This window comes from Gimesia sp. (genome assembly GCF_048260065.1).
Lineage (GTDB): Bacteria > Planctomycetota > Planctomycetia > Planctomycetales > Planctomycetaceae > Gimesia.
The window spans coordinates 1-23315 of sequence record NZ_JBLXHC010000033.1; the positions used below are offsets into that span (position 1 = coordinate 1).

Genomic DNA, 23315 nt, shown 5'->3' on the forward strand with positions numbered 1-23315 from the left:
TCAGTCTCAGAAAGGTACCCATGCGCGAAGAATAAAACCACTTGACAAGATGCTCTTCATAGATAAGCCCGAATGCAATTCGGGCCGAGCGTAGCGAGCAGGAGGTTGACAGTGCAAACGCGCAATCCAGAGAACCTGCTCTACGTCATTAAGATTGATCACCTGGGTAGCCCCGAATTCCTTCGGGGTTATCCCGGAATCTGGCAGGAGAAGTATTTACGGGTACTGAGGCGAATCAACAAAACTTTCGCCCACTTTTTCCATAATGTATCCCAGCCCCACGGCGGCTCCTTCCAGAACCGCAAACAGAATCACCAGCCACAGTCGTTCTGAGAAAGTAAACGCAACCACAGAGAAGAAATTCGGAATCTGACGAAACGCATTCCCGATAAAGTCCATCAGCGCAGCAAAGGCGGTCTTGATCATGGCGCTCCGGGCAGCGCGTCGTCGCGTCAGATGGAGATCAGACTCCAGATCGCCGCCATTCTCGTCGGCAAAGCGTTCGGTTTCGTTACTGCGCCAGCCTTCCTTCGCATGTGCATAAGCGGCAGCGGCACACGCCCAGCCAAACAACGCAATCCCCAGCATCACCAGCGCGATCAGTTTATGGGTGGAAGGCTCGTCATCCTGTGACTTTGACTTCTTTTTCTTACGCTTAGGCCTGGCGTCCTCTTTCACACCCGTTGACTTTTTCTTCTCCGTCAACTCTTCAGAAACCGGTTTTCGCTTCCGTTTACGACGTGGTCGTTGATATTCTGCTTCTGACATGATTACTGCTCGCTTCAGTCAATTTTTGACATCACATTACCTAAACCAAAGCACCCCACTGCAGTGCACTCTGACCAGAAGAACAGTTATTATGGCAGGGTATTTTTAGATGTCAACAAGAGGGTGAACAGTTAATTCAAGACTTCACATTCATCCGAAAATGAACGGATGACACAGCAGAAAGAATTACGATCCCTGCATTAATGCAGAACGCCCTGCAACGGAAAGTCTCATGAGAATACTTCCACTGCAGGGTTCGTCCTGGCATGTGTTTCCTGGATTATCTCATTTGAATTGATACGGGCGGAACCAATTCTTTAAGCGGTCTGTTCCGCGTGTCTGCCTTCTGCAAACTCTTCCAGCATCTTATCGCAGAAAGCGGGCAGATCATCCGGATTGCGACTGGTTACCAGACCATGATCGCAGACACATTCTTCGTCGACCCATGTTGCACCGGCATTGGTGAGGTCGGTCTTGAGGCTGGGCCACGAAGTGACGCGGCGGTCTGCCACGACATCTGCTTCCACCAGCGACCAGGGACCGTGACAAATCGCTGCCACAGGCTTGCCCTGTTTGAAAAAGTCGCGTACAAAATCCATCGCAGTTTCATTCATCCGCAACGCATCGGGATTGAACACGCCCCCCGGCAGTACGAGGCCATCAAAGTTTTCCGCGCTCACTTCATCCACGACCTGATCGACGGAAAACTGTTCTCCTTTTTGATCGTGATGCACGCCTTGAATCTTGCCTGATTTCAGTGAGATCAGCTGCACATCAGCGCCGGCTGCTGCAACAGCCTCCCAGGGATCGGTCAATTCGACCTGTTCGAAACCGTCGGTAGCAAGAAATGCGATCCTTTTACCCTGTAAATTAAACTTCGTCATCATTCAGGCTCCTTTTCTGTTTCCTAAATCAGTTTCGCCCCCCACTGATCCAGGGGAGTACTTTCCCAATTCCCTCCACAGCCGCCATGGGTGCAAAGAGAACCTAAGTGCTCCCCTGGAAAACAACCACCGTCAGACCGCCACAATTTCTTTACATTCCGCAGCACACTTCCGACAGGAATCAGCACAGGCCTGACAGTGATAATGCTCGTGGGCTTCACACTGTTCTGCGCACCAGGTACAGATGTCTGCACATAACTGACTGATTTGTGATGAGTACCTGCTGTTGCGTGCCATCGCCTGAGCCGTGTAAAGACAGATATCAATACACTCACGGCAACAGTGGGGACAGTCACTATCGCTGTCTTTACCGATCATGGCGTCCAGACAGAATTCACAGTCGGTGGCACATTTCAGACAGGCATCAATGCACGATTGTTTGAGACTCATTTTCGTCCTCCCTAAACAGCGGTTAGCGTTTTTATCGAACAAATAATGAGGACGCAAATCGTATGCCAGCGTGCTTCATTCAAAGAAGATCCTGTACTTACAGAAGAAATCGTCAGAAAGGAACCGACAAGGCGGTCGCGAGCCAGACAGGCTGGACGGTCAACGCGCAGAGCAGTCGCTGTTTCAACAGTAAACAGCGATGTCCTGCAGGAAACTGCGACAGAATGGCTGAGAGGAGCAGGGCAGCATCGATTCCCGCCGAGGAAAATTCTGGCGTGCAGACTTCCTCCAGCGGGTCATCGACTGCGGAAACAGTAGTGATTTGAAATCGAACCGCCAACCGCTAGATGGACGATCCCATTTCACAGTACGTCGTCCCGACCTGGTTGCTCAAGCCAGTTGAGGATTCGGGAGACGAGTCGCTTCACCTGAAATTCAGGCTAATTTTGAGGTGGACGAGGCTGTTCCTCTTTCATTTTTGGTAAAACAACCTCTTTCATAAACTTGTTCCAGGCATTCTCACTTTCCAGATTGGGATCACTGGCCCTCAATCGCTCCAGGGTCTCAATGTCATATTTTTTAATAATGTCCGTCATCTGATTCCATTCATCCAGCGAAATCGGCGGAGGCGCGGTAATATTTGAAGGAACGCCCACCTGCACTTCAGAATCAGAACCACCACAACCAGTCAGTACCACTGGCCACAGCATTAACATTACACACACTACACGAAACATATTTCTCTCCTGAACACAGACATGCGACCGGTACATTTTCATGCGGGTCGCAGCCTGGTATTCAACCTATGTATGGATTAAGGAAATTCGACGATCTCACCATCGGCACGAGTAGAGAGCGCCTGGTACAATTCGTAGTTAATATTTTCTGATAGAAAATGGACGGAACCATCTGCCATTGCAAAATGTGCTCCTCCAGGATGCTGGCTGCGAAAAGCTCCGTATGTATAAAATAGATCCGCAGAGTCTACTTTATGGTTATTAAAGCGATGATAAGTATTCCCCCATGAGTAGCCGATATATCCATAAGCCCAGACACAGCCATAGGTAGTTGATGGTTTACCCTGGGGTGCAAAATCAGTTTCTCCTAACAGGAACGTATTGGTTGTCCCATCTGTAATATCACGCATTTTTGTTTTTTTCTGATAACTGGGACTGGCAGAGTCATTGGGGTTCAATCGCCTCGGAATAATTGCACCATCGAATGCTTCCTCAGGAGCAAAAGAACCGGGATATTGAAAATTCATCGGATCCTTTGTCCCAGAACAGAAAATGTAACTGGCAGGAGCCCGGTTATCGCTGAGGGGTGCACTGGGCATTGTCATTGAGGGGCATAAAAATGTGGGAACGATCATCTGCACCAGCATCGCATTGGTGAAGCCATCTCCATCCGAATCATCAGTGCTGTTTCGTGGCTGCTCTTTATCCCAGCGCCGTGCTACGGCATCCTGTTCCAGGTAGGGCATAATTTCAATATGACCCGTGATCCAGGTTGCACCAGGTAAATTATTCGGATCCGACAGATCAGCAGTGACTTCATAGTCTGAAACCGCAAACGGAAATCGCAAAAAGGTATCGTGGAAATTATGAGTCGCCAATGCCATCTGCTTCAGATTATTCTTACACTGCGAACGGCGGGCTGCTTCACGTGCCTGCTGGACGGCGGGTAACAGTAACGCGATCAGAATCGCAATGATCGCGATCACGACCAGCAGTTCGATCAAGGTAAAACCAGCGCGCCGGGCAGCGCAATAACGGGGACGACGTGTTGTACGAGACAACATGGTGGGTATCTCCTTCAGATGGAAACCAGTAATGGGGTCATTCACATCCCACAAGGGAGTGAAACTCGCCGGAGCGATTGGCTGGCTACTGAGGAGATCTGTAATCTTGCAGAGCAGGGGAGAAACAAACTTCTCACACCACTGCCTCCGCTACAGTCCTGATACCTTTTGCGGGCTATTCCGGAAACGAAACATTGTTCACATGAAACCCAGGCACCTAAATGACACTGAGTCTCAATATCAATAATATAACCATGCAGAAAGCAGATCGTCAAGTCGCTTTCGAGGAAACCAGAGAAAAATGCAGAAATGAATTCCGGAGAGAATAAATTCGATGTAAGTCATATTTATTTTTAACTTTACATCATACCAACAGCCGGGATGGACTCGCTTCATTGATATCCTCGGGATGTTCCAGGGCCGCCTGAATCCCCGCTTTGACTCCCGTCACAGCGGTCTCGACGGACATACTGGGGGCTCCCAGGTTCTCCTTCAGAGCCGCCACTTCAGGCAGAAAAGGGAGATGAATCCAGCCGGCCCGGATGGCTGACTGCTTCTGAGCCAGATAATGCAAAACGCCATACATCAGGTGATTACAGCAGAAAGTTCCCCCGGCATCTGAGATGTCAGCCGGTACGCCTGCGTCCCGCATCGCTTTGACCATCGCACGCAAGGGGAGTGTCGCATAATAACCGACCGGTCCCTCCTCAGCCGTCAATTCTCCCTGCATCGACCGGCCTGCGTTGTCCGTTAAACCATAGCGCGTCCCGTCATTCAGGTTCTGTGCCAACCGTTCCACGGTAATCATCGATCGGCCCCCGTATTCCCCCATCATCACGACCAGTTCGGGTTGAACTTCCTCAATCGCCGCTGTGACGAAGTCGATACATTGAAAAAACGTATTCGGCGCAATCCGCGAGACAATCTCTGCATCTCCCACGGAAACACCGTCCAGCGCCCGCGCCACCGATTCTGCAGGATTGATCGGGGTATAACCATAGGCTTCAAAACCGGTCAGCAATACTTTTTTCATCGAGTGCCTCACTTCAGGGGGAATGACTGCATTACCTGAGATCGTCATATCATACAACAATCAGGTCGCTTCCTGCCATAACGCACTTCAAAGCAGGATGACTACTGCAGAGAACCTGCTTCTGCTGGTTTTTCATGACTTTCAGGAATCGCTTCAGCAGCTGACGCGATGTTATGGATCATCCCTGAAAACACAAAGTGATGCAGCGGGCAGACCGCATACCAGTACAATCGCCCCCATAGTCCCACGGGATCAAAGATCGCTGTCTGCGTGATCGTCGACGTCTCACCTTTGTCGCTGACTTCAAATTCCAGCCACGCACGACCCGGTAGTTTCATTTCCGCCAGCAGTCGCAACCGCCGGTTCGGCTCATACGCTTCCACTCTCCAGAAATCGACGGTATCGCCCACACGCAATGTTTCTGCATGGGCACGTCCGCGTCTGACACCAATCCCGCCAACCAGCAGATCCAGCCAGCCCCGCAGGTGCCACAACCAGTTGCAGGCGTACCAGCCCGTATCGCCGCCGATCCTGCGAATCGGCTCGAACGTGATCTCAGCCGGTCGCGCGACGTCAACGCTACGGGAATCAATAAACCGTGTTCCAAACTGGACCCCCGACCAGGCGGGCAATGCTCCTGACGAAGAGAGCGAATCCGACCAGCGCGTTTCGGCAAACTCCCGCTCTTCATTAATCAACGCCCGTTGAATCGCTGCTTGAATGCCCATCGGTTTGATCGTGAATTCTGTGAGTGCGCTCTCATCCTGCACGACCGTGGAATGCACGATGCTTTCAATCAGCTTGCGACCAATGCGGGCATAGAGCGGCGTTACCAGCCCCAGCCACAGACTGGAAAGGTAAGGTGTCAGCACCGGCACCGGAATCATCCGCACGTGAATCTCACGACAACCGGCATACACGCGCATGATCTCCGCATACGAAACTTCATCGGCACCTCCGATCTCAAATACCCGGCTCTCAGGTAAAGGAATATCCAGTGCCGCAGTCAGGTAGGCAATCAGATCTTCAATCGCAATCGGCTGCGCTGACCTCATGACCCATTTCGGTGTGATCATCACGGGCAGGCGCTCCACCAGCGAACGGATCATTTCAAACGACAGGCTGCCTGAGCCAATTACAATCGACGCGCGAAACTCCAATACCCGCACACCCGATGCACGCAGGATCTCACCCACTTCGTGGCGGCTCCGCAGATGGGGTGAGAGGCTTTCTTCATCATTCCCCAGCCCTCCCAGATAGATAATCCGTTCCACGCCGGCATCCCGGGCCGCTTGTGCAAAGTTCTCAGCAGCCCGGCGGTCGTTTTCTTCAAACGAGCCTTTCTCACCCATCGAGTGAATCAGATAATACGCAACCTTAACGCCGTGTAGCGCCTGTGGCAGAGATTCCGGATCCAGCACATCACCGGCTACCACTTCGATTTCTGCACTGACTCGCGCACGCAGATTTTCAGGACGCCGCACCAGGCACCGCAATCGCTGTCCGCGCTGTTCCAGTGCCTGCAGCAACCGTCCTCCGACATATCCTGTTGCACCAGTCAACAGAACCAGATCATCAGTGGAATTCGCGTCTTGTACAATCTCAACCATCAAAAACCACACTTTCGCTCAACTGGAATCAGAACAGAAATTCATCCTGCTGATTTATAGTACTGAAACGGGAGATGTTGAGGGGAGAATTGCTGGTATTAGAATAAAATCAAGAGATAAGTGTTGAGCAATTTAAATCTCGTCCGTGTCCTCATGGTCTCCATGAAATGCGTCCCAGGCTGCCGCCTCGATCTCACCGCAATCGGAAAGCAGTTCATCCTGTTCATCATATATTTTGTAGGTCTGCTGCACACCTCCAATACTGGCTCCCCCATCGAGACCCGTTAGTAATGTAGAAAAGGCATCGGTAAGCGCACTGTCCAGAATCTGGTTCATCAGGCGAGTCTGTTCCTGTGAAAGATTCAACGCGGTGACGGCTTCTGCCACTGCTGATCCACTCTTTGGATCCTGAAACGTCTTCAACAGCATCTCTTTCTCGCATTTCCAGCAAGCCACAAATTCTTTTGCATCCATCTTTAATTTCCGTTTCATCTCAGAACATTATTTCAACGGACCACCAGTTTCCCCTCGTCGTAGGCAATCGCTTTCTGGCGGCCGATCACCGTATCCCAGTTCATCCGGTGAGGCGGACTCAGATAATGCGCGTAAGCAACCGCCATCTGGCGGGCCACCTCTTTATAAGGCACATTACCGAAACCGGCTCCCATCGCGGGAAACACGACCGAGTTAATCTTCTGACTTTCATCCGTCTGTCGCACGTTGTGCTGATACACGGCCAGCAGCGAAGCCCAGGTCGCCGCATACACTTTGTCGGTTCCGGAAATCGAACCGGGTACACGCATCGTCGGACTGTGGGCCACATAAGGATAATCGGGATTGTCCGTAGGTTCGATTAAAGATGTACCGATCGGCTGCTCGCCCAGATACTCATCCAGGATGCGATGCTGAATCCGCTGCATCAGTTCGACGCCATGAAACTGGATCACGGCGGCATCAATGCCCGCATTCATAATAATGCCCGCATTCATAATCCCGAAGGCATTCGCGGCGGTCACAAAACAGTTATGCGGGGGGAGGGCTTCAAAACGGCTTTCGATGACCGTTACATTGGGGAGTTTTTCAAAACGCGTTCGAAATGCATCACACATTTCTGATTCGGGATGAATCAACCAGAGATCAATGGGCAGAGCCATAAAAGAGCAGGGCACCTTTCTGAATGCTAGACGGGTTTTATACCAGTCCGTTCACACTCAGGTCAAGCGAGGTAAGTCTGAGCGCTCTGACTTACCTGCTCTTGTTTCACAATTTAGATCGGTTTAACGCACGAGCGCAATCGGCGTCTGATCTTTCCAGTTATATTTCTTCCCATCAACGGAGAGTCGATCAGGCATCAGATCAAATTCATGACCTTCCCATTCAAATTTCACCCGACCGGGGAGGATGGTTGTATCTTGAAACTTCAGCCTGTTGCCCGGCATCTGTTCCGCCTGATCCGGCAGGGAAAATGTTCCTCCCGAGTGCGTACCAGACCCTTTGTCCGTAATGACGACCTGACGGTTCAGGGGCCGGTCCTCGCGTCCTGCCAGTCGCAATGTCAGTGCCAGTTGTGATTCCGCCTGACCAATCTCCGCTTCCCAGTGTCCCTGAGATCCGTTAAACGATTCCAGAGACCAGAACAACAGCCCCACACACAACAATCCCCCGCCCAGATAGATCAGAATGTTTTTCAATATTTGTTTTTGCATTGGCTTATCTCGATAAAAAATGAGGAAAGAACCAGCGAATCGGAAAATCCCTTTTCCAGTTCGTGCACCATATCAGAGCAGCAACATTGGCGGGTCTGTGTTGTGCTCTTCCAGGATGCTATTATAGAGATGCCCTATTCAGGGGAAAGCGGAATTTTGATCCATCAAATTCTCAAGCAGGAATCTGATTCAATACGACTGCAGCCCTCTGCACAAATCGTGCAAGATCTTTCACAATCGGAAACGATCTGCACCCGGCTCTGCTGCATTCCTGCAAATTTCTGCAACTCAGTATTTTTTACAATTTTGAAAACGGGAATTCTGAATTAATGGAGAGAGAGCGAACCACTCACTCTCATCCTCGTCAGGCGGACGAACCAGTTCGTTTATCCAGCAATTCGAGCCCCGCATCCAGTGTCCTGCCTGCTCACTGTTCGTCAAACTGCTGCAGATGCCGTTCGAGAGAGTCCCATTCTTCGATGACGTGACTATGAATCTCGGGGTTCGAGATATAGGGATGCCCACTCGCGATGTGAACTTTAATGGCTTCCTTGACGTAGGAGATCAGCTGTAGAATATGGGGGATCAGATCGCGTACTTCCGGCAGACAGTTTTCTTTGAACTGAAACTGAATCGCTGCCCCCAGCCCCAGAATCTGACACCATTCCACTCCCTCTTCTTCGCGCCAGACTGGAGTGACCAGCAGGTAACGTTCCAGCACGGGAAAATAACAGGCGAAGGCCTTGCCTCCCATAAACATAAAATCTTCTGCATACAGCTCCGGATCTTCCAGGAACCTTTGATAGGCTTCGGCCAGTGACAGACCACCAAAATGCTCCCAGGCCACCTGCGCATCGAGGTCTCCCTGCGCAGGATCAAAGTCCCGTTCGCCAGGCAGGGAACCTGATTTTTCCCAGGGTGGTTTCTCTGTCATAATGATATGCAATATTCGATTTTTTGAATTCAGACTCAGGTGATCAGCAGCAATGCCAGATAGGGTACTGCATTAAACACTAGAAACAGCAGTTTGAACAGCCCGATCATGCAATACATGATCACATTAAACGATTCTCGTGGCAGTTTGATCCAGGCATTCTGTGATAAATAAACCATTTCCGGTGTGAGGAGAAATATCAGAACCCAGACAATCAGGATGCTCCCATTCACAATCGTGCACCACATGAAAAATGACGTCAGAGCTTGAAGATCCATACCATTTCTCCTTCACGAGTCATTGACCAGACGTTGTTTAAGAATATTTCGGATGCGGGCCCTGACGGAGGGTGCTTCGTCAGCTTGAGCTGCTGCCAGTAACGAATCAACCTCAGGTTGGTAACACGCTTGTTGCAGCGCCAGTTCATTAAAGCCGTTATAACTCCAGGCTCTGACAAATTTATTCTCGCTCTGCAGGCAGTCACGCAGAAACGATTCGAGTTTGCTGGCATCCCGCTTCCCAATGTACAGGTAGGGGAGACACTGCAGGACATTTAACCGGGTCTCCCAATGTTTCAGTTTCGAAAGACTTCGATAATATGCTCCTACATCCTTCTGGCTGGGCTCCTGTCCTTCCACCAGCGCACGTTTCAACAACCAGCTTGCCGCCTGTTGAGATGCAGAATCATTCAGGTGTTCCATCAGCTGACCACAGAGCCTCGGCTCATCACTGATACGACCGTAAAGCGACTCTAATTCTTCGACGGTCCACTTCTGCTGACTCGCGGTCAGTTGCCCGATGTCCATGACGACTCCTTAAACATTCATAAGGTCTGTATTCACATCAAAACCGTCTTCCACACCATCAGTGCAATCAAAATCAGAATCCCGATGATGACCAGAGTTGAAATCGGAATCACTTCGGTCAACGTTTTGTGCCAGGCGAGAAAATGCTGAAGCACCATCATGATTCCAGCAAATAGAAAGAGCCACAGCCCCAGCGACAGCATCCACTCGGGTGTACGCAATCGCGTCAGAGGATACCACAAGAGATTTAACCCCAACAAAAAAGCTGAGGTCACGATCGGCGCATCCGCCAGAGTCAGCCATGCCAGTTGCTTCTGGATCTCATACTTTTTTTGTTCCTTCTCAGGATCATCCCTGGGGATCTCACGAATTTTCTGAATGAGATAGAGTCGAGTTCCCGACAGATAGGCCGACAACGCAATCGCAATCCCTAATATTGCCAGCAGTTGATCGGAACTGAGTGACATCAGATGGCTCCTGCAAGAAAGTGAATCAGGTGAAATAAAGTCTCTTCAACTGAATTCAGTGTAACACGTCCGCCACAGGAAATCAGCCACTCACCTGGAAAGAGAATCACAAATCGTCTGAAACAGTCTGTGGCTGACTCTCAGCAGATTCAGCCACGCATACCTGTTTCCAGATTCCAAACTGCCACACATCGGGCAAAACAATCAATACCGCAAATAAAGTAATCACTCCGGAACAACATGCCAGAAAACCGTAGATGGCTACCGGAACCTGCTCCATTCCACATAAGTTATACCGGGCATACAGCGTCTGCGGATGATCTGCCAGCGCGGGTACCCCCGATTCAATTTCAATCGTCGCCTGATAGTTGCCCCGCTCAAAAGGCAGAAAGTTCACCAGCTCAGCCTGCCCGTTAAACTGCCTCTGAATATCGTCGCGCAGACTCTGCTTAAGAACTTCTTTCCCGGCGGGATCCGTAATTGTGATCGTCGCCGCCAACCCTTTGAGCAGACCCTGGGGAATCTGTTTCTGTTGATCCAGAATCGTGCAATCCAGATAAATACCTTCACTGTGCGCACTGACGCAGGTCTGCTGGAACGGAACCGATACAGACCCCGGTTGTGACAGATCCAGTGGAACGCTCATCGGACGTGCTGTCTGCCAGTTATGAAATTCGACATTCGCCTGATAAGCGATATAGCTGAAGCAGGCTGTCGCCACCAGTGTCAAGACGGCCACGATCATAACTGTCAATCTGAGTTTCGCCAGTTTTCGCATTATCGCTCATACCTGATGGGGTAGTCATCCATCATTGGACGAGGTCATGAAATGAATCTGTGAGATGTACTTTCATTCTACTCGTTCGCAGCATCAATGACAGCACAAAAATCCCGGACAGCAGCATTGAATGCCTGTGGATTCTCCAGGTACATGAAATGACTGCCCCCCGCTTCCGCAGCAATCATTACAAGCTCCGCTCCGGGAATCTGCCCGGCGATCCACGGCATCACATCCGGTCCCAGATGACTTCCCGCACCACCGATACACAGCGTGGGCACTGTGATACGAGGCAAGAGATCTCGATAATCGGCATAGCTCACACCGAGCAACAACTGTGCTGCAGCCGGACGCGGAAACTTCAGACTCTCCTGAATCATCTGCAGCAGTTCCGCTTCGGAAAATTCAGATGTCAACATGCTCGCCAGAAATTCCGCAGACTTCGCCGGCCCTTCCAGCCCGCCGACCAGTTCCGCCTGCGCCAGCACTTCATCGCCTCCCACGAAGGCCCCATAATGCCGGCATTCTTCTTCCGACCATTCAGGGCGTCGAATCCGGGCAATCATCTGATCGCAGAAAATCAGTCCGCGAATCCCCGTTGCTCCAAACAGATCCAGGTAACTCCAGATCACAGCACAACCGGCAGAGTGCCCCAACAGAATCACATCCTGCAACTCACACGCCTGCATAAATTCGCGCAAATCCATGGCAAAACGTGAGACACGATAGCCGTAACCGGGCCTGGCCGACTCCCCATGTCCCCGATAATCCAGCGCCAGACAACGATACGAATCACTAAAGTCATCCAGCTGTTTATGAAACTGTGACGCGGTCTGTGACCAGCCCGGCAGCAGTACCAGTGGACGACCATGGCCTGCTTCCAGATAATGCAGCGTCACACCATCTTTCGTAGTAATCGAGCCGGAGACTGTGTTTGCCATCTGGGAAATCCTTTCTCTGTCACTGCACGGGTTCAGTTTGACTCCGTTCTACTTGTAAACCATCTCCTCAGGAAATCAACAGCTTTCGAGCCCATTCCGCGTCGACGGGATAAGTTTTTTCAGGTGGCAGATACCGTTTCATACTTTTTCTGCTGCTGGTTCTCAGTCGGTTCAATTTGCGGACCATCGGCGTCAGATCATCAATGGCGACAATCCAGTCCTCAACAAAATCCCGAATGATATGGCGGCTCAATCCGACCTGAATGCTGAAACAGGGCATCGCAGCCCCGCGCGCACTCCGCTCGGTATCCCACTGAACGTGCACGGGCGCCGTTTGAAATTTCTGCTCCCATTCCTCTGCTGAGGCAAACACACGTCTTTCCGGCGCAGTCAACACCCCCAGGGAAAGTGCTTTCTCCCAGCCGACACGAGAAATCCGCACAGATAGAATTCGTGTCTGTCCCGCTTTCTGTCCCCAGTGACTGCGACGCATGAGCCACAGAAAAGAAGGCTTGATCCAGGTCATCCGCCCCAACGAAAAGGGAGCCACAAACCGCTGCGCCGCGAGCGCGGCATCAGCAATCGCATCGGAATACGCCTGATATACCACAATCGTCTCACGATTATAGTCGGCCCGGATTTCATACAAATTCGCCATCGCCTGAGATTCCTCGAAACGGGATTCGATTTCGCTCACAGAATTAGGGAGCGTTTTCCTGTTACGACACAATCATCAGACAGACGTTCGCCGGTGGAACTATTGAATTCGGTTCAATGAAAACATTTCCAGATTTATTTAAATCAGGTTGAGTAACAGAAACAAATTCGAGTAAGGACTATTCACCAGATAAGTTTACTTATCTGATTAAAACAGGACAGTAAGAATATGAACAATAGAATCGACACAGAGAACCAGCCGCATGCTCGACTGACAGTGTTTCCATATCGTATTGCACTAATACCAGATCCGATTCCCAGTGCCAAAAAAATAAATATTTGCCAGGGAATGTAGTACGGGGAGATATAACCAGGACGAAACAACCAGACCAGGCAGAACAAAGCCAATCCCCCTTCGCAGTTTCCCATCCAGCGTTTCCACCGAGGTATCCTGTCCGCCTGCGATACGACTTCTTCAACGACTTTCGATTCTTCCATCAGACTGAGTCTTTTTCTATCACAACAGCATGGTTAGCGTTTCCTCCGCCGCGGCGGTCCGCTGACTGCTTCGCTGGCCATCTGGTATAGCCTGAATCCCGCAAACCCCAGCAGCACACAACTGCCCAGAAACATCCAGACTGCCACTTTCGCGGAATGTCCTTCCAGCCGCGACGAATCTTCTACACCAGGCAGGTATTGCACATTCACTGTCGGTCCCGGCTCAGGCCAGTCGATGGGAACGTCGTCACGCTCACTGTGCTGTTGACCGTCCTTGTCGGTAAACGTGTATTCCACCGCCAGCAAAGGACTGCGTCTACCGAGCGAGGTATCAAAAGTATTAGTCACAGTCGCTTCTGCGGTTGCCCCCCAGACCGCATACTTCAATTTCTTAAACGACAGATATCCGGTCACCAGGAAAGCAACAACGACAATCAGAATCCATACCATTTTCTTAAGTTCTGCGTCTTCGTTGATCATGGATCCTGCAATCTCGGGAGGTAAATCTTCAGGTAACTGGCGCTTGAAACAGATCAAGTAATCAGCAACATAACCAACCGTTACACACTCGTATAGAACAAGCAACGCTTTTCCAGTTAATTCTCTCCGATCTAAAGAGAAATCGTCTCAGACTTCAGCAGGCAGTGTAAGTCGAAACTGCGCTCCCGAGTCCGAATCTTTAATGCAGACCAGAGTCCCGTCCAGCGCCGTCGCGATGTGGCGGGCCAGCGCCAGGCCCAGTCCCGTTCCCGGAGAAGCCTGTTGTCGTGCCTGGCGGGTTCGGAAGAACGGTTCAAAAATCGCTTCCCGGTCTTCCGCTAAAATCCCCATCCCCTGGTCGCTGACTTCCATCAGAATTGAAGCCTCTTTGTGGCGTACCTGAATTCCCACAGGCGTTCCCGGTTCACTGTATTTCAGCGCGTTCGTCACGAGAATATCCAGAACCTGCGCCAGCAATGTCGGCGAAGTTTTACACCGCAAGCCGGCATCAGCTTCGACACGAATGTCATCCCACCGTGGCGTACTTTTCCAGTGTTCCAGATATTGCTGCAGCCAGCTGGAAAGTTCCGTCAGTTGATAATCGGGGATCGGTTCGTCCCCCGCCGGTCGTGCCAGGAAGAGCAGGGCCTCCACTGTCTGACTCAGTGATGTCGTCGCCTGGCTGACGGTGGTCAGTGTCTCCTGATATTCTTCCACGCTCCGGGGACGCCTGAGTGCAACATCCACCTGTCCCTGCATGACAGTTAAAGGGGTTCGTAACTGATGCGCTGTGTTCCCTGCAAACCGTCGCTGATGTTCGTATTCCTGAAACAGCTGATCGAGCAGTTCGTTGAACGTGACTCCCAGCTCTTCCAGTTCATCTCGTGTCGGCTGCACGTCCAGCCGGGCGCGCGTATCCTGCACGTCAATCGCGCGGACTTCATCCGCCATCTGTCGAATCGGTTTCAATGCCCGCTCGCAGAAACGTCGTCCCAGCAGCGCTGCAATCAGCCAGCAGATCAAGGGGAGTACAATCAACGCCACCGCCAGCCAGAACAAGGTTCGCTGTAATGGTTCCAGCTTCCGCGCTGCTACCACCGTCAATTCGGCATGTTCCAGGGGAGATCGTTCCGAGCGAGGTTTAGGATCGGGGGCCGCCAGATGATGGCGCACCACCCGCCAGCCAGGTCGGTTCAACGATTTCTGTTCATTCAGCAGCAGAGCATTGTTGTTCCCTGGTGCAATTCCTGAAGCGCTGTGATAGTTCTCCGAATGCGCAACCACTTGACCTTCTTCGGAGAGTACCAGCCAGAAGAGATCTCCCGGATCTCCATACGCGTCCTGGATCACAAAATGATCCGTCGATTCGAATTTGACGTCATCAATTTCCACCTCCGCTGCGGCTACCAGGATATGCAGCAGGGAATCGAGCTGTTCATCGAAGTGATGTTGCAGATACGATCGCGCCACTCCGTACAGCAACATGGAATTGCCGATCAGAATCACCGCCAGCGCTGACAGGAAAAATGCTGAAACGCGAGTCGTCAGTTTCATGAGAGCCCCTCATTCTGCGAGACGGCTTCCAGCACGTAGCCACGTCCTCTTAATGTCTGTATCACGCGCGGCCCACAGGCTTCCAGTTTATGTCGCAGCTCTTTGACATGCACTTCCAGCGTGTTGGACAGCCCGTCGTATGCATCATCCCAGACCGTATCGTAAATCCGTGTCCGCGAGAGTACCTTACCCGGGTTCCGCAGAAAAAACAGTAAGAGCGAAAACTCTTTCGCCGTCAGATCCAGTTGCGTCCCCCCGCGCGTGACCCGCTGTGTTTCCAGGTCAGCACGGATGTCGTCGTACTCCAGCACGACGGCACTTGCCTGGCCGGGCCGTCGCAACAGCGCCCGGACCCGTGCCAGCAGTTCATCAAAGGCGAATGGCTTCGTCAGATAATCGTCGGCCCCGGCATCCAGTCCGGTCACACGCTCGGAAACCGCATCCCGCGCGGTCAGAAACAGAACCGGCGTCGTGCGGTTCTTCTGACGAAACCTCCTGAGTAGCTGGATCCCGTCTTCTACCGGCAGCCACCAGTCCAGAATCACCAGATCCCACGTCTCCGCATTCAACAGCAGCCAGCCAATCCGGCCATCCTCTGCGTGTTCCACTCCATACCCTTCTTCCACTAACCCCCTTACCAGAAAATCGGCAATGCGGGCTTCATCTTCCACAATCAAAATCCGGCTGCTCATCGCAGATGCTTTCTCAACTCAAAACGGAACTAATCTGTTTCCTCATTTCATGTTACACGCACATTATAGGCAGCCGACCTCAATCACGAAGAAACATGAAGCGGATTTTATCTTCACTTCAGCCTGGCCTTAAGTCCGCTCTCTATAGTGCTTTTGATTCGAAAGTCTCTCACCGCCGAAATCGCCGTTTTAAAGCAGGGAAAAAGGATGATCTCTTACCTTCGACACTTAATCACCCGCAGATGTGAACTGCAAACCTCGTTGACACTGCAAGCTGCTGCTCCCTACCTGCTGCAGCGGTTGGAACAGAAATCAAGCAACAAAAACAGTTTAGCAACTCAACAGCAGAAACAGCCCGGAGTCCGGTTCAGCGAATCTACCTCAACGTGACCAGTTCCAGACACCGCATTTAGTAGAACCACCCATTTAACCGATAATATCAGTACCAATTCATGAAAAGGAAATTTGGAATGACGACTCTAACCAGCTTTATCAATGACCTGTTCTCTGTCTCCACGCGTTCCGATCTCAAAAATATCCGGACCAGCTATGTAAAGCAGAGTCCTTCCATTGTCAGTACACAGAGTCTGAACAAGACCATCCAGCAATGGGCAGCGCGGGAAGCGTCACAGGTGGAAATCCATCGCTACGCCTCAGCGGCTGAACTGGGAGTCTTACTCTCCCGTTTCGATAAGGCAAACGGGCAGGGGATCTCTGATGTGGTACTGCTGCTGGATGAATCACTGCCGCTCCAGTTCGAACAGTTGCTCCGCCGACGAAATCCGGGCCGCCGCCTGACACTGATTCCCCGCCAGGCGTCTGCCACCGACGTCTGTAATCCATTGGGAATGACCAGTTCCACCTTTCGCATGGACTGGGAAGCCGTCGAGGTCAGTTATTATCTGAAAGACGTATTAACCAGCAGTGTGATTCGTCTCAACAGCAGCGAGAAACTGGCGGTGCTGTTGCCTGCCTCCGAAGCGGATGTCGAACTCAAACGCAACGACGACCGCCTGATGTAATTGCAATCAGCTGCATTCCCCGGTTTCGGCGGTCATTCATGCACGTAGGCCCAGTTACCCACCGGTTCCAGGCCGCCGCCGTAGCCACGTTTGGGATAGTTCTGTCTGGGAAAATACAACATCTGATCCCAGTTGACAAAACCAATACTTGTGGGCACGATCAGCACCCAGGGATTTTCCTGGTAACGTTCACGGACTTTTTCACCCGTATGATATTCGTATTCCGGATAGGCCATCATTCCCGTGCCGGGGACCGCAGTCAGATAATCGGGTACCAGTTGTTCCAGTGTTTCGGGAGGACGCGCATGATCTCGCGTGTAGGCTTCTATCGCTTCAACCAGGAACTGACTCCGTTCAGCGAAGTCCGCCATCCGGGCCATGCGAACGCGCTGTCCCAGTTGGATACCGTAAATGCAGCCGGAAACATAGATCAAAGACAGAATCAGGATCAGCAATGCATCCCTGCGATATCGCTTGAAAAACAGACCGATCAGTGACGTCGGAAGCGCCAGCACTGCCAGCAGAAATGCAATTCCATAAAAAAATCCCAGCCAGAGAAACAGACTGGTTCCGACCGGTGTCGTCGAAATCCAATGCGCAAACGGCAAATATCCGACACCAGTCACTGCAAACAAAGTCAGATAGATCCGCTCCTTACGCTTCATGGCCGAAGGCCTCCTGAAATTCGCGTCGTCTGTCTTCCCTGATGCTCTGTCGGTCATCCGCACGATTGATATAACAGCGAATCGACCACGCAGCAAGCATGCCCAAAGCCGCGTTGCCCCCACTCCCCAGCAGTACCATCCATCCGCCACGGCTCAGGAATATTTTGACTCCCACAACAAAAAACATCCCACCCCAGACCAGCGGTCTCATTCTCTGATGCGTGGCAGTCCGACCAAAGCTGCTGTAATACGCATAGTTAAAGGCGATGCCCCCCCCATCGAACGTTCCCAGAAATCCTAGTGCAAACAACCAGAACCGGTCATTCGTCAGCAATACCACAATCTGTCCCAGACAGTAACCCAGCAGGAAGCCGATCAGCATCCCCAATACTGTCAAAATGAATATTCGCAAACCGGACCAGTTGGATTTACGACGAACTCCCGCCAGCAGTAAAAACGCTCCCAGATGGGGTAACAGCGCGGGATCATGCCCCACGCAGATATACCGTTCCGGTATGATAAACACAATTCCTTTCTTCAGACCGGTGTAAGCCGTCAGACCGTCCCGGTAACTCTCTTTCAATCCCCAGCGACACTCATCCAGAGGGTAACTCGTATCTTTACCTGATACAGTGATTACCAGCCGGTTATGTTCCACAGCCACACGACGGGGCAGATAACTGCGCTGCAGCAATACCAGCCCTTTGAGAATGAGATATCCCGCTAAAAAAACACACCAGAAAAAACAGAACCCGAACACGAGATCAAATCGGGCATTGACTGGATCCAGCACCGCCAGCACCACAATAGGCGACATGAAAACGAGAAACGCTGCCACCAGTTTTTTATACCCTCCCGCACCGCGAACATATTTTTTCAAGCTGACATCCGACTTCTCCACAACATCCACCAGCTGCCCGCCGTCTACAGCGTACTGATAGAGGTCAGGCGATACCTCTTCCACACAACGCCGACAATACTGCCTGTCATCCCAGAGCGTCACCGCTTCGTCTTCGTCGGAAATCGACTCTCCGCAATAAGGGCAGGCAGCCTGTTTCATTTGAGCACCTCCCGACACGCAGAAAGTCTATTCGAAAAATCGCAACGATGTATTTTGCAGGCAGTCTGGCAAAACATGTTACCTGTTTTTAACAATCAGCCCGGTCATTCATGCACGTAGGCCCAGACTCCCACTGGTTCCAGCCAGCCGCCGTAACCCTGTTTGGGATAATTCTGTTTGGGAAAATACAATACCACATCAAATCCCACTCCGAAGACAGGCGGCAGCACCTGCAGCGCCCAGGGATTGCCTGCATACTGTTGACGGGCATCCTTACCTGTGAAATATTGAAATTCAGAACAGGCCCGCATCCCCGTGTCTGGCACAGCAGGCAGATAATCGGGAATCAAGGCAGTTAACGATTCAGGCGGAACGCCATGCTGACGTTCATAATCATTGATCGCGGCAATGAGCGGTTGAGTGCGACGTGAAAACGCTTCACAGCGGGCGGTCCAGACACGATGTTCCAGATTCACTCCCAACAGAAAGCAGGGGACATACACGGCCAGAACCAGCAGCCAGAGCAGGGCACGCGAACGAGACTCTTTCCAGTAGAGCCGCACCAGCATAATCGGCAGCATGACCAGTGTCGCCAGAAAGGCAAAGTAATAAAGCATGGTCACACAGAGGATGAATCCACTTCCATAAGGAGCCAGTAAGGCCCACGCCGCAAAAGGCAAAACAACAATCGCAGAAACCGCAAACAGCAGGTAATTGATCAAGTCTTTAGACTTCATAGCGGTACCCCGCTTTCGATTCCTGCTTCTCCCGTATTCTCAACACCAGATTCTTTTTTCGCAACTGCAATTGAGACCGGAAATGCCAGGCTGCGAAGCCACCAATGATCGCATTGATACTGCCACAGATCAGACACGATATGATCGCGGAAGGAATTCCCCAACGAAAACCGGCAAGAAATCCCAGACTCCCCCCCATCTTGAAAAATTCCGCTCCCCAGAGAGCAGGGTGGAGTAGTTGATAAGCCAGTTTTGAGCTGGGTTTTCGACTGATGATAGAGAGTCCCACCAGGCAGGCCCCATCCAGCACACCCAGTATGGGCAACAGGAATTCCCAGGCGGGATTGTTCAATTCAATGGCGCAAAACTTCCCCGACAACAGGCCGACCAGATAACCTCCCACGCCACCACCAACCAGGGAGAGAAAATCATGAAACCGGCTCGGAGTATAGACGGGCAGCTCCACTAACTGAAAGAAGGCGCACCAGTGTTTCAACAACTCAGACGAGTGTCCGCAATTGATGACGGCGTCAGGCGTATAAATCGTTATTCCCTGTTTCAGACTGGTGGCAAACAGGACTTCGTCTGCAGACGAAGTACCAGGCTTCCATTGGCAATCGGTGAGGAGTGAAGTCTGTTCCCCCTCCGGAGTCACCACTTTGATATGAAGTCGCTCCAGAACCACCCTGCGCGGCAGATGGGTACGGAAATGTTTCACTTTTCCGCAGGAGATCCACCAGCAATAGAGCATGACAAAGCCCAGACAGAAGCCTTGGACCCCGATGATCATTTCCAGGGGAGTATTATTTCGAATCAGCACGACAGTCAGAGGCAATACAAAGAGCAAACCAGCGGCGATTCCGACTTTGAATTGAAAACGACGCCAGTATTGGCTCACACTGATATCGTCTGGCTCAAGCAGATCGACCAGCTGTCCCCCCTCTGTCGCGAATGTGTAGAGATCAGGCGAAATCGCTTCCACACAACTCCGGCAGTAGCTCCTGCCATTCCACAATGGCACCGCTTCGTCGAGCATCGGTTCTTTGCAACGGGGACAATCAGCAGAAATCACACGCGCCTCCCGATAAAACAGATCGCAGTCTCGTTACCGTCCCTGTATTATAATGAATTCAGCAGATGAAATCAGCATTTTTCCGCAGCTTATTCGCCGCCGATGCCGTCTTCTTCCTGTTCGACTTCTTTCGCTTCTTCCACGTGCTGAACCGCGGGATTCACGATCCGGTCCATCACCATCATCGCGCCAATGATTCCACCACCGCCTGTGCTTTTTTCTTGACGGAACAGGTCTTTGATACTGCTCCACATCAACACAGGCATTATCAGTAGAAACAAAACCAGTCCTGCCAGTATCAACCATTCAATCGGGTGCTGCATAAAAGTCCTCCCTCATACTCCTGCTCATCAAACTCGCTCAACGAATTGTTTCAGCGGCGTACGTAACCGAATAACAGCAATCACAAATAAGATTTTTCCCAGTAATTCCAGTCCATACAGAAAGTAGGCAAACTGGAGGTAGTGGCGACACTCTTCTACCCCCATGATCATCTCCCCAGACTGTGTCATTAACATCTGCAGCACCAGAGCACAGACTCCTGAGGTCAACACCGCCAGCAGTGCCCCCACTAGCCAACCTTTTCCTTTCACCGCAGGCCAGGTCAGCACCACAATCAGTGCGACACTTTCCACAAGCAATATCAGTACTGTCGTGATCTGTTCCATCCGCTCATTTACTTTCTAAGTACCTTGCTGGCTGGCTTCTGCTTCCCGTATTGCCTGCTGCTTCCTGTTACATTGTCGAATGGACCACGTCAGGCAAAAGGCATACGGAACCCAGATCAACTGATTCCAGGGCTGAGGCAACACAAACATCATCAGAATGAACAGCGGAATCAGAATCCACATCACAGTCGCGATCCGAATCATAAACGCTTTTTCGGCCGGACCATTCGTATTTTTAATGCTAAACCAGGTACCAACGACTCCTCCCAGCACACCAATCACCGTGCCCCCCACACCGCCGATCAAACCAATTGTTTCAGGAGCCATTTTGATTCTCTTGAAGATTCAGGGGGTTAAAAGTCAGGAAACATACGCTGTAACCAGCTGTGACAGACAGCAGCATACTCTGCTTTCAATCCCGGATCAGGACATTCCATATCACGGACTCTATTTTCGATCGCGCTGCAGCGAATAGCAACCCCCGTGGAGAGAAGCCAGAGAACCACCACCACTCCTATTTCCAGCAGGTCATGCCAATAGAGACAGAATAACCCTGTCCCTAATGCCACCCCGATAAACAGCAGGCCTACCGGCACAAAGTACATGTTTGTTCGTACCAGCGGCTTTAATCTTTCCAGAATTTCACTATTTTCCATGACAGGAAACTGATGCAGAAATCGATTCAACTGATGACCGCTATAACCACAGAGAAAAATCTGTCCCACCTCACTCAACAAAAACAGTCCGAATGCCATGCGATCAATGGCTTTAAACAGTTCGCTCGCTTCAGGAACCGCCTGCAGTTTGAGATCATAGACCACGTAAGCCGCATACGTCAGCATCAATATGATCAGCGCCAAAGGCACGATGACCGTCAAGGAAAGCGGGTTGAATTCCGGTCGATCAATCGAAAAATCGGGCTCGTCCCGCATCACCATCTCCCTGCATCACTCAGAAAACCATTACTTCTTACTCTGATCTCCGCGTAATGGTACAGCATACAGTTTCCGCGCCGCCAGCGCATCCTGAATTCCGGAAATCAGGACCAGCAGCGCCATCACTGCCATCACCAGTCGCAGCACATCCGGAACGGCCGCAGGCGCATAAATAATCTGTGTCGGCTCATTCCGCCACGCTCCCGCTTCCAGGCAGACCGCGGTCAGCAGCCCGCCAAACAGCATTGCAATGATGATATGCAGCACGTACTCACCACTGGGCAGGCCTCCCAGCAACCGGCGGCTCTCCCGCTCCAGCGCAAAATCGACGATGGAAATCAGCACATCAAAGACAAACAGTGCCACGAGACACCAGAAATAGAATCCCTGCAGTTTCAGATTCGGTATCACCAGAAACAACGCCGCATACGTCGGCCCGCGCAGACTGTGCACCACCAGCTCGCCCCGCGCATCGGGATGACTGCGAATCCCATGCGAAAAACTGTGGTACAGCGCGATATCCGTCGCGCCCAGACAGCCCAGCACAAACAGAATCCAGGTGGCTACTTCCATGAACGTTCACTTTCCTTCAGATTCATTCACAAACCGGCTCACTACGTCACTTTCCACCAGCCGTTGTAAGGACTGATGCCGAAACGCAAACGCCGCGTTTAAATCTCTGACCAGCAAGGTCCGCGTCAGCAGCGAACCGCCAAACTGCCACGCCATCTCCACATTCAGCATATCCCGCACAATGGTCCCGGCTGATGTTTCTTCAAATTCATGAATGTGTGAGAAACGGGAAAACGGACCATGAAACATGGTCTCGCCAAAACGATGACCAGGCTCATAGAGGTCATGCCGAAAGCCCATCACGACGGGCAGACAACCTGCTATCATCTGCTCCACCCAGGTCTCGGCCCCGGGGTGAATATTCCCTGCATGCCGCAACACGCGAAAGCCAGGCCACTCCGCCAGCAGCAGTCCCAGATGAGCCGGATCTTCGTGAAACCGAAACAGCGTCTCACGATCAGCGGGAACAGTCTGTTCAAAACTTAATTCCATCTCGCGTCTCAAACATTCGGGTACTGTGATTC

Annotated in this window: 32 protein-coding genes; 1 reads left to right on the forward strand and 31 read right to left on the reverse strand. The window is 51.5% G+C overall.

The annotated features are described in order from the left end of the window. Positions 1 to 216: 216 nt before the first annotated feature. The 21 genes from ACN0YN_RS30185 to ACN0YN_RS30285 form a co-directional block, all read right to left on the reverse strand. Positions 217 to 768: a hypothetical protein gene (locus ACN0YN_RS30185; RefSeq protein ID WP_417388602.1), complete on the reverse strand. Its 552-nt coding sequence runs from the start codon at positions 766 to 768 to the stop codon at positions 217 to 219. A gap of 317 nt (positions 769 to 1085) precedes the next feature. Next, complete coding sequence (locus ACN0YN_RS30190; RefSeq protein WP_417388648.1) at positions 1086 to 1652, reverse strand: type 1 glutamine amidotransferase domain-containing protein; 567 nt, start codon at positions 1650 to 1652, stop codon at positions 1086 to 1088. 132 nt (positions 1653 to 1784) lie between these two features. Continuing rightward, complete coding sequence (locus ACN0YN_RS30195; RefSeq protein WP_417388603.1) at positions 1785 to 2102, reverse strand: four-helix bundle copper-binding protein; 318 nt, start codon at positions 2100 to 2102, stop codon at positions 1785 to 1787. A 112-nt stretch (positions 2103 to 2214) separates the two neighbouring features. Then, positions 2215 to 2442 (reverse strand): hypothetical protein, encoded by a 228-nt coding sequence (locus ACN0YN_RS30200; RefSeq protein ID WP_417388604.1) that lies wholly within the window; start codon positions 2440 to 2442, stop codon positions 2215 to 2217. Between the two features lie 100 nt (positions 2443 to 2542). Beyond that, positions 2543 to 2839 carry a hypothetical protein gene (locus ACN0YN_RS30205; RefSeq protein ID WP_417388605.1) on the reverse strand — a complete coding sequence of 99 codons (297 nt, stop codon included), beginning with the start codon at positions 2837 to 2839 and terminating at the stop codon, positions 2543 to 2545. Positions 2840 to 2916: 77 nt separating this feature from the next. Continuing rightward, entirely contained in the window at positions 2917 to 3903 is a 987-nt protein-coding gene (locus tag ACN0YN_RS30210) for a DUF1559 domain-containing protein (RefSeq protein ID WP_417388606.1), read from the reverse strand. Positions 3904 to 4267: 364 nt separating this feature from the next. Continuing rightward, positions 4268 to 4936 carry a pyroglutamyl-peptidase I gene (gene pcp / locus ACN0YN_RS30215; protein WP_417388607.1) on the reverse strand — a complete coding sequence of 223 codons (669 nt, stop codon included), beginning with the start codon at positions 4934 to 4936 and terminating at the stop codon, positions 4268 to 4270. A gap of 101 nt (positions 4937 to 5037) precedes the next feature. Next, positions 5038 to 6546 (reverse strand): SDR family oxidoreductase, encoded by a 1509-nt coding sequence (locus ACN0YN_RS30220; RefSeq protein WP_417388608.1) that lies wholly within the window; start codon positions 6544 to 6546, stop codon positions 5038 to 5040. A gap of 132 nt (positions 6547 to 6678) precedes the next feature. Further along, positions 6679 to 7020, reverse strand: a complete 342-nt coding sequence (locus tag ACN0YN_RS30225; RefSeq protein WP_417388609.1) for a hypothetical protein — start codon at positions 7018 to 7020, stop codon at positions 6679 to 6681. A 32-nt stretch (positions 7021 to 7052) separates the two neighbouring features. Then, a complete protein-coding gene (locus ACN0YN_RS30230) occupies positions 7053 to 7700 on the reverse strand; it encodes a macro domain-containing protein (RefSeq protein ID WP_417388610.1) in 648 nt (215 codons plus the stop codon). Positions 7701 to 7823: 123 nt separating this feature from the next. Further along, a complete protein-coding gene (locus tag ACN0YN_RS30235) occupies positions 7824 to 8252 on the reverse strand; it encodes a hypothetical protein (RefSeq protein WP_417388611.1) in 429 nt (142 codons plus the stop codon). A gap of 427 nt (positions 8253 to 8679) precedes the next feature. After that, a complete protein-coding gene (locus tag ACN0YN_RS30240) occupies positions 8680 to 9186 on the reverse strand; it encodes a hypothetical protein (RefSeq protein ID WP_417388612.1) in 507 nt (168 codons plus the stop codon). A gap of 35 nt (positions 9187 to 9221) precedes the next feature. After that, positions 9222 to 9464 carry a DUF6868 family protein gene (locus ACN0YN_RS30245; protein WP_417388613.1) on the reverse strand — a complete coding sequence of 81 codons (243 nt, stop codon included), beginning with the start codon at positions 9462 to 9464 and terminating at the stop codon, positions 9222 to 9224. Positions 9465 to 9476: 12 nt separating this feature from the next. Beyond that, positions 9477 to 9992, reverse strand: coding sequence for a hypothetical protein (locus tag ACN0YN_RS30250; RefSeq protein ID WP_417388614.1), 516 nt, complete (start codon positions 9990 to 9992; stop codon positions 9477 to 9479). Between the two features lie 32 nt (positions 9993 to 10024). Beyond that, on the reverse strand, positions 10025 to 10459 hold the full coding sequence (locus ACN0YN_RS30255; RefSeq protein WP_417388615.1) for a hypothetical protein: 435 nt from the start codon (positions 10457 to 10459) through the stop codon (positions 10025 to 10027). 106 nt (positions 10460 to 10565) lie between these two features. Continuing rightward, positions 10566 to 11237, reverse strand: a complete 672-nt coding sequence (locus tag ACN0YN_RS30260) for a hypothetical protein (RefSeq protein ID WP_417388616.1) — start codon at positions 11235 to 11237, stop codon at positions 10566 to 10568. A 77-nt stretch (positions 11238 to 11314) separates the two neighbouring features. Continuing rightward, entirely contained in the window at positions 11315 to 12178 is an 864-nt protein-coding gene (locus ACN0YN_RS30265) for an alpha/beta fold hydrolase (RefSeq protein ID WP_417388617.1), read from the reverse strand. A 67-nt stretch (positions 12179 to 12245) separates the two neighbouring features. Next, positions 12246 to 12836, reverse strand: a complete 591-nt coding sequence (locus ACN0YN_RS30270; protein WP_417388618.1) for a DUF4291 domain-containing protein — start codon at positions 12834 to 12836, stop codon at positions 12246 to 12248. 530 nt (positions 12837 to 13366) lie between these two features. Next, a complete protein-coding gene (locus ACN0YN_RS30275) occupies positions 13367 to 13813 on the reverse strand; it encodes a hypothetical protein (RefSeq protein ID WP_417388619.1) in 447 nt (148 codons plus the stop codon). A gap of 147 nt (positions 13814 to 13960) precedes the next feature. Then, positions 13961 to 15367 carry an ATP-binding protein gene (locus ACN0YN_RS30280; protein ID WP_417388620.1) on the reverse strand — a complete coding sequence of 469 codons (1407 nt, stop codon included), beginning with the start codon at positions 15365 to 15367 and terminating at the stop codon, positions 13961 to 13963. After that, positions 15364 to 16059, reverse strand: a complete 696-nt coding sequence (locus ACN0YN_RS30285) for a response regulator transcription factor (protein ID WP_417388622.1) — start codon at positions 16057 to 16059, stop codon at positions 15364 to 15366. The genes ACN0YN_RS30280 and ACN0YN_RS30285 overlap by 4 nt, the downstream gene beginning before the upstream one ends. 470 nt (positions 16060 to 16529) lie before the next feature. Between ACN0YN_RS30285 and ACN0YN_RS30290 the strand changes: the two genes are divergently transcribed. Beyond that, positions 16530 to 17081: a hypothetical protein gene (locus ACN0YN_RS30290; protein ID WP_417388623.1), complete on the forward strand. Its 552-nt coding sequence runs from the start codon at positions 16530 to 16532 to the stop codon at positions 17079 to 17081. 32 nt (positions 17082 to 17113) lie between these two features. On the opposite strand, the gene ACN0YN_RS30295 is transcribed toward ACN0YN_RS30290, so the two are convergent. The 10 genes from ACN0YN_RS30295 to ACN0YN_RS30340 form a co-directional block, all read right to left on the reverse strand. After that, positions 17114 to 17746 (reverse strand): hypothetical protein, encoded by a 633-nt coding sequence (locus ACN0YN_RS30295; RefSeq protein ID WP_417388624.1) that lies wholly within the window; start codon positions 17744 to 17746, stop codon positions 17114 to 17116. After that, positions 17736 to 18806, reverse strand: coding sequence for a hypothetical protein (locus tag ACN0YN_RS30300; protein ID WP_417388625.1), 1071 nt, complete (start codon positions 18804 to 18806; stop codon positions 17736 to 17738). Before ACN0YN_RS30300 ends, ACN0YN_RS30295 begins: the two co-directional genes overlap by 11 nt. Positions 18807 to 18910: 104 nt before the next feature. Beyond that, positions 18911 to 19543: a hypothetical protein gene (locus ACN0YN_RS30305; protein ID WP_417388626.1), complete on the reverse strand. Its 633-nt coding sequence runs from the start codon at positions 19541 to 19543 to the stop codon at positions 18911 to 18913. Next, positions 19533 to 20615 carry a hypothetical protein gene (locus ACN0YN_RS30310; RefSeq protein ID WP_417388627.1) on the reverse strand — a complete coding sequence of 361 codons (1083 nt, stop codon included), beginning with the start codon at positions 20613 to 20615 and terminating at the stop codon, positions 19533 to 19535. The genes ACN0YN_RS30305 and ACN0YN_RS30310 overlap by 11 nt, the downstream gene beginning before the upstream one ends. An 89-nt stretch (positions 20616 to 20704) precedes the next feature. Continuing rightward, positions 20705 to 20938 carry a hypothetical protein gene (locus tag ACN0YN_RS30315; protein ID WP_417388628.1) on the reverse strand — a complete coding sequence of 78 codons (234 nt, stop codon included), beginning with the start codon at positions 20936 to 20938 and terminating at the stop codon, positions 20705 to 20707. A 27-nt stretch (positions 20939 to 20965) separates the two neighbouring features. After that, complete coding sequence (locus ACN0YN_RS30320; protein ID WP_417388629.1) at positions 20966 to 21283, reverse strand: hypothetical protein; 318 nt, start codon at positions 21281 to 21283, stop codon at positions 20966 to 20968. 15 nt (positions 21284 to 21298) lie between these two features. After that, on the reverse strand, positions 21299 to 21610 hold the full coding sequence (locus ACN0YN_RS30325) for a hypothetical protein (RefSeq protein WP_417388630.1): 312 nt from the start codon (positions 21608 to 21610) through the stop codon (positions 21299 to 21301). 26 nt (positions 21611 to 21636) lie between these two features. Then, the gene (locus tag ACN0YN_RS30330) at positions 21637 to 22215 is read right to left on the reverse strand and encodes a hypothetical protein (RefSeq protein ID WP_417388631.1); all 579 of its coding nucleotides are present in this window, start codon (positions 22213 to 22215) and stop codon (positions 21637 to 21639) included. Between the two features lie 30 nt (positions 22216 to 22245). Beyond that, positions 22246 to 22791, reverse strand: coding sequence for a hypothetical protein (locus ACN0YN_RS30335; RefSeq protein WP_417388632.1), 546 nt, complete (start codon positions 22789 to 22791; stop codon positions 22246 to 22248). Positions 22792 to 22797: 6 nt separating this feature from the next. Beyond that, positions 22798 to 23283, reverse strand: coding sequence for an SRPBCC family protein (locus ACN0YN_RS30340; RefSeq protein WP_417388633.1), 486 nt, complete (start codon positions 23281 to 23283; stop codon positions 22798 to 22800). Between the last annotated feature and the right edge of the window lie 32 nt (positions 23284 to 23315).